We start from the raw sequence: 15,892 nt of genomic DNA on the forward strand, positions 1-15,892 counted from the left end.
GGCAACCATGACGCTACCTCAGACACCGAGTTCGCGCCTCGACGGGCGCACGGCCCTAGTCACCGGGGCCAGCAAGGGCCTGGGGCTGGCGGCGGCCTGCGCCCTGGCCCAGGCCGGCGCCCATGTGATCCTGGTGGCCCGGGACCCCGCGGTGCTGGATGAAGCGGTGGCGGCAATGACCGCCGCCGGCCTCGACGCCGAGGGCCTGGCCCTCGACGTCACCGACACCGCCGCGGTGCGTGCGGCCCTGGCCGGCCGTCGCATCGACGTGCTGGTCAACAACGCCGGCACCAACCGGCCCAAGCCCCTGGGCGAAGTCGACGAGGCGGACTACGCGGCGGTCATGGACATCAATGTCCGCGCCGCCTATTTCCTTGCCCAGGCCGTGGCCGAGGTCATGCCGGAAGGCGGCTCGATCATCAACATGTCCTCGCAGATGGGGCATGTCGGGGCCGCCAACCGCACCCTCTACTGCACCTCCAAGGCGGCGGTGGAGGGCATGACCCGCTCGCTGGCCGTGGAGCTCGGTCCGCGCGGCATCCGCGTCAACAGCGTCTGCCCGACCTTCGTCGAGACGCCGATGACCCGGCCGTTCTTCGCCCAGCCGGGCTTCCGCGAGGAAGTGCTGGCGAAGATTCCGCTGGGGCGCCTGGGGCAGATCGAGGACATCATGGGGCCGGTGGCCTTCCTCGCCTCGGACGCCGCCGCCTTGGTGACCGGCGGCGCCCTGATGGTAGACGGCGGCTGGACCGCCCACTGACCCTGCAAGGAGAATTCCATGAGCCTGTCCGGCTTCGACAAGCGCTTCGACGACCTGCGCGACTACATCCTCAAGATCACCGAATGGATCTGGGAGGGGCGTGGCATCGACCTGATTCGCGACTACTACGCCGAGGATTGCCCGGTGAAGACCCCGGCCGGGGCCTTCAGCGGCGTGGAGGGCGTGATTCGCGGCACCCTGGAGACCCTTCAGGAGTTCCCGGACCGCACCCTGCTCGGCGAGGACGTGATCGACAGCGAGGATGCTCCCGGCACCTACTATTCCTCCCACCGCATCTTCTCCCACATGACCCACCAGGGGCATGGCGCCTTCGGCGCGCCCACCGGGGTGCGGCCCGCGCTGCCGACCGTGGCCGACTGCCTGTGCCGCGGCGACCGCATCGTCGACGAGTGGCTGGTGCGCGACCAGGCCGGCCTGGCCCTGCAGCTGGGCCATTCCCCCGAGGCCATGGGCCAGGCCCTGGCCGAGAAGGCCCCGATGCCCGGCCGTGAGGCGCTGGTTGATCGCTGGCGCGGACCCGAGGGGGACCTCGACATCGAGGCCCTGGGGCCGGTCGCCGAGCGCTACCGGGATCTCTGGCAGCACGGCCGCCTGGAGCGGCTGCGCACCGGCTACGACCGGGCCATCGACGCCAAGGTGCCCGGCGCCCGGACGCTGCGCGGCCATGACGACCTGGAGCGCTTCTGGTTCGGCTACAAGGCCGCCTTCCCGGCCGGCACCTTCCGGATCCACCACTGGATCGACCGCGAGGAGGCCGGCTCCCCGCGCCGCATCGCCCTGCGCTGGTCACTGGAGACCGCCCACCAGGGCGGTGGCGTGTTCGGCCCGGCCAGCGGCGCCCCGGTGGTGCTGCTGGGCATCACCCACGCCGAGCTGCGCGGCGACGTCGTGGTGCGCGAATGGCACCAGCTCGACGAGATCGCCATCCACGCCCAGATCGCCCAGCACCGCTCGTCCTGATGACCCGGCCCCCGGCGCTCGCTGCACCAGCGCCGGGGGGGGGGGGGCGGTCGGTGAACTGGCGCTGCCGGCCGCCGCCGCCCTTGCCGCTGGCCAGGGCGGGTCGCGGCGCCCCGAGGTCGCCGTCGGCATCCAGGCGGGCGCCAGAGTGGCTACGAATGCAACAGGAGGCCCTCGGCCAGGGGCCGCTCCCCCTGTGTGGCGAGCGCCTGTGGCGGCCGGGATCGCGATGGCCGCGGAGGCGCGCCCGGTCGGACGGGCATGCATCACGTCGCGCTCCATGCCTGTGCCGCGCGCTGAGGCGCTGTTCCGGGCGAGCGTGCGTCGCTGCAGGGAGGCATCCAGAACAGGCGTATGGCATGGAAAAAGGCCTTGCGGGCGTGACAGGGTTATGCCTATTCTGTTTGCATACGTATACACAAAAATAAGACGATACCCATAGGGGGGATCTGATGGCTGAAGTAACACTCAAGAATGTTGGCAAGCGCTGGGGATCCTTTGTCGGCGTCGACAACTTCGACCTCACCATAGCCGACAAGGAGTTCCTGGTACTTCTCGGCCCTTCGGGATGCGGCAAGACCACGACAATGCGGATGATCGCGGGGCTGGAAAATGCCTCCGAGGGCGACATCCTGATCGGCGGGAAGCGTGTCAATGACATGGAGCCCAAGGATCGGGATGTGGCGATGGTGTTTCAGTCCTACGCGCTCTACCCCAACATGACGGTCTACGACAATATCCGCTTCCCGCTGAAGGTTCGCGGCGTCGATTCCTCGACACATGACGAAAAGGTTCGCCGCGCCTCGGCGATGGTCGAGCTGGACGACTTCCTGCATCGCAAGCCTTCGGAGCTGTCCGGCGGCCAGCGCCAGCGCGTCGCCCTGGCTCGGGCGATCGTTCGCGAGCCCAATGTCTTCCTGATGGACGAGCCGCTGTCGAATCTCGATGCCAAGCTGCGCGTGTCCACCCGCGCCCAGATCAAGAATCTCAGCCATGAGCTGGCGGTGACGACGATCTACGTGACCCACGACCAGATCGAGGCGATGACCCTGGCCGACCGGGTCGTGGTGATGAAAAACGGCGTGGTGCAGCAAATCGGCAGCCCGACCGAAATCTATGACAATCCCGTCAATATCTTTGTCGCCAGCTTCATCGGCAGCCCGGCGATGAACCTGATCGACGGTCATGTCCAGGACGGCACCTTCCGCGCATCGCATGTGGAAATTCCCGGCTTGAGCGTGCCGGACGGCCCCTTGACCCTGGGGTTCCGCGCCGAGGATTCCGGCATCGCGGCGCCGGGACAGGGCCAGATCAACGCCCCGATCTACACGCTGGAACTGCTGGGCGATGCGACGATGATCTCGGTGCGCGTCGGCGGTGTGCTGGTCTCGGTCAAGGCAGACAAGAATTTCCGTGCCGAGATCGACGACATGGTGTCGATCTCGGTTCCGCAGGAAATATGCCACTTGTTTGACGGTCAGACAGGCGTGCGAATCGAGGGGGGATCGCCCGCCTTTCATGGTCCTGATTCTCGGTGTTCATCGCCTGTCTGAAATCTGCATGGCGCCTGATCCAATAACAAGACAAGGAGAATGACATGCTGTTGAAAAGACTCGCTGCCGCCTCGGTTGTCTCTGGCCTGATGTGTTCGTCAGCGTTTGCTGCCGACTGCGGCCCGGAGGGGCAGTCCATCCGTATCCTGGCCAGCGACTTCCCGGCGATCCGCGCCGTCGTGGACCAGGCGCGAGCGAATTGCGGCGGCGCCGCGGCCGAATTCACCGCCAACCATACCACCGAGGCGCGCCAGGTGATGAACGCGGCGCTGACGCCGAACCCGGCGGAATACACCTCGGTGATCCTGGCCAACGCCACGCTGACTCAGGTGATGAATGACGGGCTGGTGCGGCCGCTAAACGACCTGGTCGACAAGTACGACATCCCGCAGCACCTGCTGATCACGGTCGACGGCGACGTGATGGCCGTGGCCTTCATGGCCAACTCGCAGCACCTGTTCTCGCGCCAGGACATCCTGCAGCAGGCCGGCGTGGACAGCATCCCGGCGACCTATGAAGAGGTCCTGGCGGCGGCGGAAAAGATCCGCGCCGCAGGGATCATGGAGTACCCGCTGGTGATGAACCTCCAGACCGGCTGGAACCTGGCCGAAGTGTTCAACATGCTCTATCTCGGCCACGACGGCGAGTTCTTCGAGCCGGGCACCGCCGAACCCGCGGTCAGCAGCGAGGAGGGCATCGCCACGCTGGAAACCATGAAGGCGCTGGTCGAATACGCCCATCCGGACCACCTGACCCATGCCTCGAACGAGACCCAGGGCCTGTGGGAATCCGGACAGGCGGCGCTGGCCGTCATGTGGGGCTCGCGCGGGTCGCCGATCCTGGATGACGATGGCGCCAGCGAAGCGGTGACCTCGAACACGATCCTGTCCGCGGCGCCCACCGTCGGCGGCGGCTCGACCCCCGCCGCCACCCTGTGGTGGGACGGGATCTCCATTGCCGCCAACGTGCCGGATGCAGACGCCGAGGCGACATTCGCCGCGCTGACCAGCGCGCTCACCGCGGAGATGGTCGCGGAAAACAACGACGACGCGGTCTGGATGATCGATGGGTTCGAGCCCGGTCCCGCGGCCGCGGGCGTGGCCGCCACCATCCGGGGCGGGGCCCGGCCCTATCCGATGATCCCGCAGATCGCCCTGCTGCACGCGGCGCTCGGTTCGGAGCTGACCGACTTCCTGAAAGGTAACGAAAGCGCCGAGAAGGCGCTGGCAGATGTCGAGACCGCCTACCGCACCTCGGCCAAGGAAGCCGGCTTCCTCAACTAAGCCTCCCCGACTGGAGGGGGGGGCACCGGCCCCCCTCGCTGATTCCGGACCGAACACCGAGACGCACGCCATGAAGCACCGCACGTTTTTCTGGTTCATCCTGCCGACGCTTTCCGCGATGGTCCTGTTCATCGCGCTGCCCATCGTCTCGGTTGCCATCCAGTCGCTGTTCGTCGAGAACGAGCAGGTGCTGGTGGTCTCCGAAAGTTGTGGGCCGTTCGGCTGTAAAGAAACCACCACGATTGACGCCGAGGCGACGGCCAGGCTGCAGGAAGAGCAGCCTCTGGGCCGGTTCAACGGCCTCGACACCTATGTCAATCGTTCGCACCTGGCCTTTGCCGAAGTCGGCGAGGCTTGGCGCAGCACCGACACCCTGGGCGAATTCTGGGGCCAGGTCTCCAACCTGCCTTTCTACCGCGCGCTGTTTTTCACGCTGACCTACACGGCCGTGGTCACCCCGGTGGTCATCGTGCTGGGCCTGGCGATTGCGGTGGGCGTCAACAACCTGCCCAAGCTGCTCAAGGGGCCGTCGATCTTCATCTCGCTGCTGCCGTTTCTCGTCACGCCGCTGGTGGGCGCGTTGATCCTGTTCTGGATGGTCGACAGCGACGGCATCATCGGCGCCACCATCCAGCGGATCTTCGACGATCCCTCGCTCAGCCTGAAGGCCTCGACGGCGCTCACCTGGACCATGCTGATCGTCTACGGGGTCTGGCACACCCTGCCGTTCAGCTTCATCACCTTCTACGCAGGGCTTCAGACGGTGCCCGAGGACACCATGGAGGCCGCCAAGATCGACGGCGCGTCGAAGTGGCAGCGCATGATCCATGTGGTGGTGCCGCACCTGGCCCCGCTGATGTCCTTCGTGACGCTGATGCTCCTGATGGACAACTTCCGGGTCTTCGAGCCGATCGTCAGCTTCAAGGCCGAGGCCCACGCCACTTCGCTCAGCTGGATCATCTACAACGACCTGCGCGAAAGCGGCAACCCGCTCTACGGTTCCGCCGGGGCGACCTCGATGATGACCATCGTCGGCGTGGTCATCCTCCTGACACCGGTATTGATCCGCACCTGGCGCAACTTCAACCGTAAAGCACACTGAGGGCACGATCATGACCACCAAGTCACAATCTCGCATCGCCGTCCCTGCGGTGAGCGGCAAGGCCCGGTTCCGCTTGTCGCCGTTCACCGTGATCTCCCTGGCTCTCGTGGCGCTCTGGCTGATCGTCGCGGCCTTCCCCTTCCTCTGGACCTTCTGGGGCAGTTTCAAGGTGCAGTCGGATTTCTTCTCCAAGGTCGACTGGCAGAACGCCATCTACGGGGTCAACACGATCAAGGAGACCGGCAGCCCCTTTACCCTGGCAGGCTACTACGGCGCCTGGGTGGACGAAGCGTTCTGGCGCAATGTCATCAACTCCGGGATCGTCGTGTTCTTCACGGTGATCATCTCGCTGACCATCGGCACGCTCGGCGGCTATGCGCTGGCCCGCTCCGGGCGCCGCTATGCCTTCTGGCTGCTGATGGCCGCGCTGGCGTTCCGCGCCATGCCGCATATCACCCTGGTCTCGGGCTATATGCTGCCGTTCTTCGAGTGGAACATCTGGGGCATCCTGCCGACCACGATCATCGTGCTGGTGGCGATCAACCAGCCCTTCACCCTGTGGATGCTGCACTCGTTCTTCCTCAACATCCCCAAGGACATGGACGAAAGCGCCATGGTCGACGGCTGCACCCGTTTCCAGGCCTTCCGGCACGTGATCATCCCGGTCATGTGGCCCGGCGTGATCACCACCGGCCTGTTCAGCTTCCTGCTGGCCTACAACGACTTCGCGGTGACCGCGATGCTGTTGAGCTCGGAGAACGAGACCATCATTCCCGCGATCAACAGCTTCCTGGGCACGACCCAGGTCGAAGGCAAGGTCATGTACGCCGTCGCCGCCGTGGTCTCGGCCACCGCTCCGCTGTTCGTGCTGATACTGCTCTTCCAGCGGCAGATCGTCAGCGGCCTGACCGCCGGGGCGGTGAAGGGATGATCGTTCACGCCCCCAGGCCATGTCGGGGGCGGTTCTCCGCATCATTGAAGGTTTCATTGGCACCGCTGGACAAGGCGATATCCCCGACCGCCGGCTCGGCGGCAAGAATATGTGCAAGGTAGAGGTTGCAGAATGACGACGGACACCCATACCCGGAACAAGATGCTGATGGCCCCGATGAGGGAGGCCATGCGCGACTTCAGCGAGCAGGGCGTGTCCGCCGCGCTGGAGGCGCTGATCGCCCCGGACGCGGTGGTGCACATGTGTCACCCCTTCGGCGACCTGACCGGCCCGAAGGCGCTTTACGACGCCTGTTATGCGCCCCTGCTCGAATCCATGCCGGACCTGGAGCGCCGCGACTGGATCGTCATGGGCGGGCGCACCGAACAGGGCGACGACTGGGTCGGCTGCGGCGGGCACTACTACGGCACCTTCGTCAAGCCCTGGCTCGACATCCCGCCGACCGGCCACCTGACGCACATGCGTTACCACGAGTTCTACCGCTTCGAAGGGGGCAAGGTGGTCGAGATCCAGGCGATCTGGGACATCCCCGAGGTCATGATGCAGGCCAAGGCCTGGCCGATGGCGCCGTCGCTGGGCCGGGAGTTCTGCGTCCCCGGGCCGGCGACGCTTGACGGCCTGGTGCCGGGCCCCCGGGACGAAGCCCGGTCCCAGGCCTCCTGCGACCATATCGTCGACATGCTCGACCACCTGACCCGTTACCCCAGCCAGGGCGGGCCGGAAGTGATGGAGATGCCGAGGTTCTGGCACGAGCGGATGAACTGGTACGGGCCGGCCGGCATCGGCACCGGCCGCGGCATCGCCGGCTTCCGCAACTGGCACCAGATTCCGTTCCTGGGCGCCATGCCCGACCGGGGCCAGCATCCGGACGGGATCACCCATCACTTCTTCGGCGATGGCGATTACGCGGCGGTCACCGGCTGGCCCAACATGATGCAGACGGTGACCCACGACGGCTGGCTGGGCATTGCCCCCGCGGGCCAGCGGATCACCATGCGCTCGCTGGATTTCTGGCGTCTGGAAAACGGCAGGATCCGGGAGAACTGGGTGACGGTCGATCTGCTGGATGTCTATCGCCAGCTGGGCGTCGACGTCTTCGCGCGCCTGCGCGAATTCAACAAGGCCCGCGTGGTGGGGGAGATTCCCTTCCCCGTGGGCGAGGCCTGACATGCCCCCTGGCTCCCGTATCACCAAGTGTCGTCATCACCGGACCGGCCGGGAAGCCGGTCGCGAGCCTCGCCCCTCGGCGTCCCGCGACCGGCACCGCGCCATCCAAGCACCGATTGCCCAACACCCCCCACAGGAGGCCTCATGACCTGGACCCTGGATGCCCTGACCGAGCGCCGCGTGCGCTACCCCGACCTGGTGCCCTGCCGCAACGCCTTCGTCGACACCCGCTCGCCGGGGTCGGATCGCAAGGAGAACTTCACTATCATCGGGCCCGGCGTGGCGGAAAGCGCCGACCAGCACGTGCACATCTCCGAGCCCCACGGCTTCAACGTCGGCGGCGCCCGCCAGCCCGACGGCTGCCTCAACTCCCAGCACTCCCACGAGGGCGCCGAGGTGTTCGTGGTCCACACCGGGCGCTGGCGCCTGTTCTTCGGGCCCGAGCGCGAGGACGGCACCCTCGACATCGGCCCGGGCGACGTGGTGAGCGTGCCGATCCACATGTTCCGCGGCTTCGAGAAGCTGGATGCCGGCACCGGCTTCCTGTGGGTGGTGCTGGGCGGCGACGACCCCGGCCGGGTGCGCTGGGCGCCCAGCGTCTTCGAGCTGGCCCGGGAGCACGGCCTGGTGCTGCTCAAGAACGGCCAGCTGGTGGACCTGGCGGGGGGCGACACCCTGCCCGAGGACGCCGAGCTCGAGACCGCGCCGGACGCCGACGAGATCGCGCGGCTGGTCACGCCGTCCGCGGAGCGCCTGGCCCAGTGCCTGGTGCGCCATGAGGACCTGCAGCCGAGCGCCGCCTCGCCGCTGGCCGGCGAGGGCGTGGAGGAGTGCCCGGTGATCGCGCCGGCCGCCGGCGCCGACGGCGTCGGCCCCGGCCCGATCACCGGCTGGTGGCCCCACGGCTTCCAGCTGCGCGTGCTGCGCCTGACGGCCGGCGCCGCGACCCCCGACTATCGCTGCGAGGAGCCGGAGGTGCTGTTCGTGCAGTCCGGCCAGGCGCGCGTCGTCAGCGAGGCCGGTGAACTGACGCTGGAGACCGGCGACACCTTCACCTCGCCCCAGGGCTGGGAGCACCGGGTCATCGCCGACGCCGACACCGAAATCGTGGTGGTGCGGGGCGGCGACGCGCCGGCCGGCCCGCGTCTGGCGGCCTGAGCGGGGGAGACGTCACCATGCCCGAGCGACTTCCTCTGGTGTTGATTCCCGGCACGCTCTGCGACGAGCGGCTCTGGGCGCCGCAGATCGAGGCCCTGAGCCGTCAGGCGGAGATCCTGGTGCCGCGGATCGACAGCTGCGATGACCTGGATGCCCTGGCCCGGGACATCCTCGCTCAGATCCCCTGGCCGCGCTTCAACCTGGCGGGGCTGTCCATGGGCGGCATCCTGGCGCTGTCCATCCTGCGCCAGGCGCCGGAGCGGGTCACGCGCCTGGCGCTGCTCAACACCAACCCCTTCGCCGAGGCGCTGGCGCGCCAGGCCCAGCGGATCGACGACATCGCCGAGGCCGAGGCCATGGGCATGGCCCGCTATGCCCGCGAGGTGCTGGCGCCGCTCTACCCCGCGGAGGGCGCCCCGAGCGATCCGGCGCATGCCGCGCTGGTGGTGGCCATGGCCGAGCGGGGAGGGCTCGAGACCTTCCGCCGCCAGGCCCTGGCACTGCGCGATCGGCCCGACGGCAGCGCGGCGCTGGGCGACATCACCCAGCCGACCCTGGTGCTATGCGGCGATGGCGACCGGCTCTGCCCGCCGGCGCGCCACACCTATCTGGCCGAGCACATACCCGATGCCGAACTGATGATCCTCGAGGGCGTCGGCCACCTCAGCACCCTGCAGGCGCCAGAGGCGGTCAGCGAGGCGCTGGCTCGCTGGCTGGCCCGCGAACCGAATTCCCCGACCCGGAGAGACCCATGACCCTGAGCCCGGAACTGCTCGAGACGCTGCGCCGCTACGACACCCCCACGGTGGCCAATGCCCTGGATCTGGTGCGTGGCACGCGCAGCGCCGAGGGCTTCACCCGTCAGCCGCTGGTGGCCGCCGATCCCCAGGCCGCGCCGTTGGTCGGCTATGCCCGCTGCGCCCGGATCCGCGCCCTGACGCCGCCCGAGGAAGACGCCGCGGTGATTCGCGAGCGGCGCCTCGCCTACTACCGCTACGTGGCCGAGAGCCCTGCCGACAGCCTGATGGTGATCGAGGACGAGGACGGAGAGGACGCCGTGGGCGCCTACTGGGGGGAGGTCAACACCTGCCTGCACAAGCGCCTCGGCGTCAACGGCGTGCTGACCAACGGCGTGATTCGCGACCTCGACGACCTGGAGCCCGACTTCACCGTGCTGGGCGGCCGCGTCGGTCCCTCCCATGCCTATGTGCGGGTCACCGCCGTGGACGAGCCGGTGGAGGTGTTCGGGATGCGCGTGGCCCCCGGCGACCTGCTGCATGCCGACCGCCACGGCGCGGTGCGCCTGACGCCGGAGGAGGCCCAGGCCCTGCCCGAGGCCATCGAGCGCATCGTCGGCGCCGAGCGCGAGCTGCTGGCCAGCGCCCGGGCGCCCGGCTTCGATTTCGACAAGCTGCTCGAGGCCTGGGAGGCCTTCGAGAAGCGTCGCGTCTAGGGGCTGCCCCCCTTGCGCTCAGGGGGTGGCTCGCCAGCCGGCCAGCTGGTCGGCATCCACGTCTCGATGTCGGGGAGGCATCGAGGCGGCACCGCCCGGCGGTGTATCGCCGTCAATGGCTTGCCGTTGCGGCTCCTCCCTCACTGATGCATGCACAATCAAAAATTAAGGGACACATAATGCATTTCAAAGTACCGGCTCTTGCACTGGGTCTGCTCAGCCCCTTCTGCCTGTCGTCCGCTCAGGCCTTCGACCTCTACCGCGACGCAGACACCGCGCTGACCTTCGACGGCCGGGTCGAGGCGCGCTACAACACCTACCAGGACGACAGCCACCTCTGGGACTCCGGCTCGACCCGCTGGTCCCTGGCGGTCGAGCAGGCGATCAACGATGAGCTCGACTTCCTGGCCGAGGGCGAGTGGGGCCTCTACGTCACCGAGGACGACTACGACGACGATCCGCACGTGACCCAGCGTCTGCTCTATGCCGGGCTCGACCACGACCGCTACGGGAAGCTGACCGGCGGCAAGCTGTGGGGTGTGATCTACGACGTGGGCTGGTGGACCGACATGGGCCGCAAGTTCGGCAGCCGTGCTTTCGGCGTCTACAACTACCGGGACTGGGGCCAGGTGAGCGGTGCCGGCCGGGCCGACCAGGCCGTAGCCTGGCGCAAGGCCTTCGGCGACTGGAAACTGGGTCTGCAGTACCAGGGGCGCCGCGCAGACGAGAACCTGGGGCACGGCATCGAGGCCGATCTGACCGATGGCATGGGTGGCTCCCTGCGCCGGCCGGTGGGCGAGAACCTCGAGGCCGGGATCGCCTACTACCAGAACACCTACGATGAGGTGACCCCGAGCGCCGGGGTGGAGGAGGGCGACGAGGCCCGGTTATGGCTCGCCGGCCTCAAGTACCGTACCGACAGCGTGCATGCCGCCGTCAACGTCGGCTACAGCCAGGACTGGGAGATCGCAGACAACGGCCAGTTCTACGATGCCCTGGGCGTGCAGGCCTTCACCTACTACCACTTCGCCAACGGTCTGCGGCCCAACTTCAACTTCAACTGGCTCGACGACAGCGGCGAGGACAGCGAAGGATTCCGCCGCCTGACCTACATTTACGGACTGGAGTATCACTTCGAGCGTGACCGTTTCCTGGTCTGGAGCGAATACCAGGACAACCACGGCAATGGCTGGAACGGTCAGGGGTACGAGGATGCCGATGACGAGTGGACCCTGGGGATCCGTTACTACTTCTGAGCCGTTGACCTGTCCGATCCTTATGCATACGTAGTACATTGGCGAGAGGCACTCCGTGTCCGGCGCCCCCGGGGCCGGGCATGGACATCTTCCTTTCACGCTAGGAGATCCTCATGAGCTCCCATCAAGCCAACAAGGCCCTGATCCTCGACCTCTATCGCGACCTGGAGGCCGCCGATGCCGATGGCATCGCCGGCGTGCTGGCGGCCTATACGAGTGCCGACTACCACTGGCGGGGCGTCCACCCCTTCGAGGAGCAGTGGGGTGCCGAGGCCGTCGCCGAGACCTTCTGGCGTCCCTTCCGCGCCGCCTGGTCGACGGTGCGGCGCCGCCAGGACGTCTTCTTCGCCGGCACCAATGCCGCCGACGGGAGCGACTGGGTGGTCAGCATGGGCTATCTGACCGGGCTGCGGGACCGTCCCTGGCTCGGCATTCCCGCCACCGGCCGCATGACCTTTTTGCGCTACGCCGACTTCCACTGCATCGAGAACGGGCGCATCACCCGCTCCGGCTTCTTCTGCGACCTGATCGGCGTCATGCATCAGGCCGGCCTGGAGCCGCTGCCGCCACAGACCGGCGCCAGTATCCTCCCTCCCGGGCCCCGCGACCATGACGGCCTCCTGTTCGAGGCTCAGGACCCCGGGGAAGGAGAAAGAACCCTGGCGCTGGTCAACCGCATGGTGGAGGACCTCTCCGCCCTGAACCGCAGCGGTGATGATCGCTGTCCTCCCGAGCTGTTGGCACGCAGCTGGCACGAGGACATGATCTGGTACGGCCCGGCCGGCATCGGTACCACCTTCACCATACCGCGCTACCAGGAACAGCATCAGTACCCTTTCCGGCAGGGACTGAAGGACAAGGTCTTCAATGGTCACGTGGCACGCTTCGCCGAGGGCAACTTCGCCGGCTTCTTCGGCTGGCCGAACCTGACCAACACCCCCGTGGGTGGTTTCCTCGGGCTGCCCGGCAGCGATGTCCGCGCCGACATGCGGGTGGTGGACATCTACCGCCGCGAGGGGGACAAGCTGGCCGAGAACTGGGTACTCATCGACCTGCCCTACTGGCTCAAGCAGCAGGGGCTGGACATCCTGGAGCGCACCGCGGGACTGGTGGGCGCCGACTATTCGTAGGTCACCACCAGAAAGGCCAGCAACTCCGCGTCGCTCTCGTTCTCGATGACGTGCTCCTGGTCGGCGTGATAGTGCGCCGAGTCGCCCGCGGCCAGGTGGCACTCGTTGTCGCCGGCGATCACCCGGGCGCTGCCCTGGGTAATGGTCAATAATTCCCGTGTGCCTTCGAAGTGGGGGGCGCTGCGCAGGCTGGCGTGGGCGGCGATGCGCAGCTCGTAGAACTCGACGTGCTTCTCGAGGTGCAGGGGCGACAGGGTGCGAATGCGGCACTCGCGGTCGTCGCGGAACAGGTGGGTGGCGTCGTCGCCACGCACCACCTCGATGCTGGAGGCGGTCCAGGGCTGGTCGACCAGGTCGCCGATGCTCAATCCGAAGGCCTGGGCGATGCGCAGGGTCACCGCCAGGGTGGGGTTGGCCCGGCCGCGCTCGATCTGGCTGAGCATGGAGCGGCTGACCCCGCAGGCGGAGGCCAGCTGGTCGAGGGTCAGGCCGCGCTTCTTGCGCAGTTCGATGACGCGGTCGCAGAGCAGCTGGCCGCCGCTCTCCTGGGGTGTCGGGGGAGTCGTGGTCACCCTGGCCTCCTCAAAATCCAAGATCGTGGAATTTTTTCTTGCATAGAGGATTGGTTCCACTATGCTGGAATTTATTCCTCCATGGTAACCATCCCGGCAGGGATTGCCAGCGATGAGGGTCATTCACGGAGTCGAGGAGACGCGAATGAAGGCGCTAGTCAAGCGAGAGGCGGCCCAGGGGCTGTGGCTGGAAGAGGTGCCAGAGCCGGAGATCGGCATCAACGACGTGCTGGTGCGGGTCAAGCGCACCGCCATCTGCGGCACCGACCTGCACATCTACAACTGGGACAGCTGGGCGCAGCAGACCATCCCGGTGCCGATGGTCGTCGGCCATGAGTTCGTCGGCGAGATCGTCGAGGTGGGCTCCAACGTCAATGACTTCCACCCCGGCCAGATCGTCTCGGGGGAGGGGCATGTGGTCTGCGGCCGCTGCCGCAATTGCCTGGCCGGGCGGCGCCACCTGTGCGCCCATACCCGGGGGATCGGGGTCAATCGTCCCGGCGCCTTCGCCGAGTACGTGGCCCTGCCGATGTCCAACGTCTGGGAGCACCGCCCCGGCATCGACCTGGACGTGGCGGCGCTGTTCGACCCCCTGGGCAATGCCGTGCACACCGCCCTGCAGTTCGACGTGCTGGGCGAGGACGTGCTGATCACCGGGGCGGGGCCGATCGGCGCCATGGCCGCCGCCGTGTGCCGCCATGCCGGCGCCCGCCATGTGGTGGTCACCGACCTGAACCCGGCCCGGCTGGAGATGGCCCGGACCCTCGGCGCCACGCGCACCGTCGACGTGCGCGAGGAGAGCCTGGCCGAGGTGCAGCGCTCGCTGGGCATGACCGAAGGCTTCGACGTGGGCCTGGAGATGTCCGGCAGCCCCGCCGCCTTCCAGGACATGCTTGCCAACATGTGTCACGGCGGCAAGGTGGCGATGCTCGGCATTCCCACCGAGGAACTGGCCATCGACTGGAACACCGTGATCTTCAACATGCTGACCATCAAAGGCGTCTACGGCCGGGAGATGTACGAGACCTGGTACAAGATGTCGGTGATGGTGGAGTCCGGCATGGACATCTCCCCGGTGATCACCCACCGCCTGCCCTACACCGACTTCGAGCAGGGCTTCCAGGCCATGCTGGCCGGCGAGGCCAGCAAGGTGATCCTCAACTGGGATTGAGAGGCGTCCTCGCTGGAAGGAAGCGATGAGTCATGCCGGCGTCAAGCCCCGGCGTGCGGGGCCATCGCGCCGGCTTGTCCCGGCGCTCATCGAGTCTGGAAACCGCTCCGCCTGAGGGTGGACCGACGGAACGAGAAGGATACGACATCATGTACGGCGATTTTCGACAGCACCTGCGCGACGAGCTCGCGGCCATCGAGGCGGCCGGCCTGACCAAGCGCGAGCGCGAGCTGGCCACGGCCCAGGGCGCCCATGTGGGGGTGGCGAACGACGGCGAGATGCTGAACCTGTGCGCCAACAACTACCTGGGGCTCGCCCAGCATCCCGAGGTCAAGGCGGCCGCCATGGCCGGCCTGGAGGAGTGGGGCTACGGCCTGGCCTCGGTGCGCTTCATCTGCGGCACCCAGACCCTGCACAAGACCCTCGAGGCGAAGCTCAGCGAGTTTCTCGGTACCGAGGACACCATCCTCTATCCCTCCTGCTTCGACGCCAACGGCGGGCTGTTCGAGACCCTGCTGGGGCCCGAGGACGCGGTGATCTCCGACGAGCTCAACCATGCGAGCATCATCGACGGGGTGCGGCTGTGCAAGGCCAGGCGCTACCGCTACCGCAACAGCGACATGGCCGACCTGGAGGCCCAGCTCCAGGCCGCGGACGCCGCGGGCGCGCGCTTCAAGCTGATCACCACCGACGGTGTCTTCTCGATGGACGGCTACATCGCCCGGCTGGACGAGATCTGCGACCTGGCCGAGCGCTACGGCGCCTTGGTGCATGTCGACGACTGCCACGCCACCGGCTTCCTGGGGCAGGGCGGTCGCGGCACCCACGAATACCGGGACTGCATGGGGCGGGTGGACATCCTCACCGGCACCCTGGGCAAGGCGCTGGGCGGGGCCAGCGGCGGTTACACCAGCGCCCGCCGGGAGATCGTCGAGCTGCTGCGCCAGCGTTCGCGGCCCTACCTGTTCTCCAATACCGTGGCGCCGCCGGTGGTCGCCGGCGCCCTCAAGGCCCTGGAGCTCGCCGCCGAGTCCAGCGAGCTGCGCGACCGCCTCGAGGCGAACACCGCCTTCTTCCGCCAGGGGCTGGAGGATCTCGGCTTCGAGCTGCTGCCCGGCGAGCACCCCATCGTGCCGGTGATGCTGCACGATGCCGCCCTGGCGGCCCGGTTCGCCGAGGAGATGCTGGCCGAAGGCGTCTACGTGATCGCCTTCTCCTACCCGGTGGTGCCCCAGGGCAAGGCCCGCATCCGCACCCAGATGTCGGCGGCCCTGACCCGTGACGACCTGGAAAGCGCCCTGGCGGCCTTCGCTCGGGTGAAGGCGCGCCTGGGACTGGACTGAGCGCTCCCGGC

The 15,892-nt window shown here is 67.6% G+C and carries 15 protein-coding genes; 14 read left to right on the forward strand and 1 reads right to left on the reverse strand.

What is annotated here, in order from left to right; translation table 11 throughout:
- The first annotated feature begins 7 nt into the window (after positions 1–7).
- From BEI_RS05560 to BEI_RS05615, 12 genes are all read left to right on the forward strand, one after another.
- Entirely contained in the window at positions 8–760 is a 753-nt protein-coding gene (locus BEI_RS05560; protein ID WP_097788576.1) for an SDR family NAD(P)-dependent oxidoreductase, read from the forward strand.
- A gap of 18 nt (positions 761–778) precedes the next feature.
- The gene (locus BEI_RS05565) at positions 779–1,741 is read left to right on the forward strand and encodes a nuclear transport factor 2 family protein (protein ID WP_097788577.1); all 963 of its coding nucleotides are present in this window, start codon (positions 779–781) and stop codon (positions 1,739–1,741) included.
- Positions 1,742–2,193: 452 nt separating this feature from the next.
- Positions 2,194–3,294: an ABC transporter ATP-binding protein gene (locus tag BEI_RS05570; protein WP_097788578.1), complete on the forward strand. Its 1,101-nt coding sequence runs from the start codon at positions 2,194–2,196 to the stop codon at positions 3,292–3,294.
- Between the two features lie 44 nt (positions 3,295–3,338).
- Complete coding sequence (locus BEI_RS05575; RefSeq protein ID WP_097788579.1) at positions 3,339–4,577, forward strand: ABC transporter substrate-binding protein; 1,239 nt, start codon at positions 3,339–3,341, stop codon at positions 4,575–4,577.
- Positions 4,578–4,647: 70 nt separating this feature from the next.
- Entirely contained in the window at positions 4,648–5,679 is a 1,032-nt protein-coding gene (locus BEI_RS05580) for a carbohydrate ABC transporter permease (RefSeq protein WP_097788580.1), read from the forward strand.
- A gap of 10 nt (positions 5,680–5,689) precedes the next feature.
- On the forward strand, positions 5,690–6,610 hold the full coding sequence (locus BEI_RS05585; RefSeq protein WP_097788581.1) for a carbohydrate ABC transporter permease: 921 nt from the start codon (positions 5,690–5,692) through the stop codon (positions 6,608–6,610).
- Between the two features lie 132 nt (positions 6,611–6,742).
- The gene (locus BEI_RS05590) at positions 6,743–7,798 is read left to right on the forward strand and encodes an ester cyclase (RefSeq protein ID WP_227644593.1); all 1,056 of its coding nucleotides are present in this window, start codon (positions 6,743–6,745) and stop codon (positions 7,796–7,798) included.
- Positions 7,799–7,942: 144 nt separating this feature from the next.
- On the forward strand, positions 7,943–8,956 hold the full coding sequence (locus tag BEI_RS05595) for a cupin domain-containing protein (RefSeq protein WP_097788582.1): 1,014 nt from the start codon (positions 7,943–7,945) through the stop codon (positions 8,954–8,956).
- Positions 8,957–8,973: 17 nt separating this feature from the next.
- Complete coding sequence (locus tag BEI_RS05600; RefSeq protein WP_097788583.1) at positions 8,974–9,711, forward strand: alpha/beta fold hydrolase; 738 nt, start codon at positions 8,974–8,976, stop codon at positions 9,709–9,711.
- A complete protein-coding gene (locus BEI_RS05605) occupies positions 9,708–10,409 on the forward strand; it encodes an RraA family protein (protein WP_097788584.1) in 702 nt (233 codons plus the stop codon). The genes BEI_RS05600 and BEI_RS05605 overlap by 4 nt, the downstream gene beginning before the upstream one ends.
- A 179-nt stretch (positions 10,410–10,588) precedes the next feature.
- A complete protein-coding gene (locus BEI_RS05610) occupies positions 10,589–11,665 on the forward strand; it encodes a porin (RefSeq protein WP_193765162.1) in 1,077 nt (358 codons plus the stop codon).
- Positions 11,666–11,778: 113 nt separating this feature from the next.
- Positions 11,779–12,795, forward strand: a complete 1,017-nt coding sequence (locus BEI_RS05615; RefSeq protein WP_097788586.1) for a nuclear transport factor 2 family protein — start codon at positions 11,779–11,781, stop codon at positions 12,793–12,795.
- Here the strand turns inward: BEI_RS05615 and BEI_RS05620 are convergent.
- Positions 12,786–13,367 (reverse strand): helix-turn-helix domain-containing protein, encoded by a 582-nt coding sequence (locus tag BEI_RS05620; protein WP_227644595.1) that lies wholly within the window; start codon positions 13,365–13,367, stop codon positions 12,786–12,788. The genes BEI_RS05615 and BEI_RS05620 overlap by 10 nt on opposite strands.
- Before the next feature lie 145 nt (positions 13,368–13,512).
- Here BEI_RS05620 and tdh point away from each other — a divergent pair, with 145 nt between their 5' ends.
- Positions 13,513–14,538: an L-threonine 3-dehydrogenase gene (gene tdh, locus BEI_RS05625; RefSeq protein WP_097788587.1), complete on the forward strand. Its 1,026-nt coding sequence runs from the start codon at positions 13,513–13,515 to the stop codon at positions 14,536–14,538.
- A 149-nt stretch (positions 14,539–14,687) separates the two neighbouring features.
- Positions 14,688–15,881 carry a glycine C-acetyltransferase gene (locus BEI_RS05630; RefSeq protein WP_097788588.1) on the forward strand — a complete coding sequence of 398 codons (1,194 nt, stop codon included), beginning with the start codon at positions 14,688–14,690 and terminating at the stop codon, positions 15,879–15,881.
- Positions 15,882–15,892 lie beyond the last annotated feature (11 nt).

Source organism: Halomonas beimenensis, from assembly GCF_002549795.1.
GTDB lineage: Bacteria > Pseudomonadota > Gammaproteobacteria > Pseudomonadales > Halomonadaceae > Halomonas > Halomonas beimenensis.

Excerpts from the sequence above, each read along its gene's own strand:
- BEI_RS05560 (WP_097788576.1), top strand. The coding sequence starts at position 8 with ATGACGCTACCTCAGACACCGAGTTCGCGCCTCGACGGGCGCACGGCC.
- BEI_RS05565 (WP_097788577.1), top strand. The coding sequence starts at position 779 with ATGAGCCTGTCCGGCTTCGACAAGCGCTTCGACGACCTGCGCGACTAC.
- BEI_RS05570 (WP_097788578.1), top strand. The coding sequence starts at position 2,194 with ATGGCTGAAGTAACACTCAAGAATGTTGGCAAGCGCTGGGGATCCTTT.
- BEI_RS05575 (WP_097788579.1), top strand. The coding sequence starts at position 3,339 with ATGCTGTTGAAAAGACTCGCTGCCGCCTCGGTTGTCTCTGGCCTGATG.
- BEI_RS05580 (WP_097788580.1), top strand. The coding sequence starts at position 4,648 with ATGAAGCACCGCACGTTTTTCTGGTTCATCCTGCCGACGCTTTCCGCG.
- BEI_RS05585 (WP_097788581.1), top strand. The coding sequence starts at position 5,690 with ATGACCACCAAGTCACAATCTCGCATCGCCGTCCCTGCGGTGAGCGGC.
- BEI_RS05590 (WP_227644593.1), top strand. The coding sequence starts at position 6,743 with ATGACGACGGACACCCATACCCGGAACAAGATGCTGATGGCCCCGATG.
- BEI_RS05595 (WP_097788582.1), top strand. The coding sequence starts at position 7,943 with ATGACCTGGACCCTGGATGCCCTGACCGAGCGCCGCGTGCGCTACCCC.
- BEI_RS05600 (WP_097788583.1), top strand. The coding sequence starts at position 8,974 with ATGCCCGAGCGACTTCCTCTGGTGTTGATTCCCGGCACGCTCTGCGAC.
- BEI_RS05605 (WP_097788584.1), top strand. The coding sequence starts at position 9,708 with ATGACCCTGAGCCCGGAACTGCTCGAGACGCTGCGCCGCTACGACACC.
- BEI_RS05610 (WP_193765162.1), top strand. The coding sequence starts at position 10,589 with ATGCATTTCAAAGTACCGGCTCTTGCACTGGGTCTGCTCAGCCCCTTC.
- BEI_RS05615 (WP_097788586.1), top strand. The coding sequence starts at position 11,779 with ATGAGCTCCCATCAAGCCAACAAGGCCCTGATCCTCGACCTCTATCGC.
- tdh (WP_097788587.1), top strand. The coding sequence starts at position 13,513 with ATGAAGGCGCTAGTCAAGCGAGAGGCGGCCCAGGGGCTGTGGCTGGAA.
- BEI_RS05630 (WP_097788588.1), top strand. The coding sequence starts at position 14,688 with ATGTACGGCGATTTTCGACAGCACCTGCGCGACGAGCTCGCGGCCATC.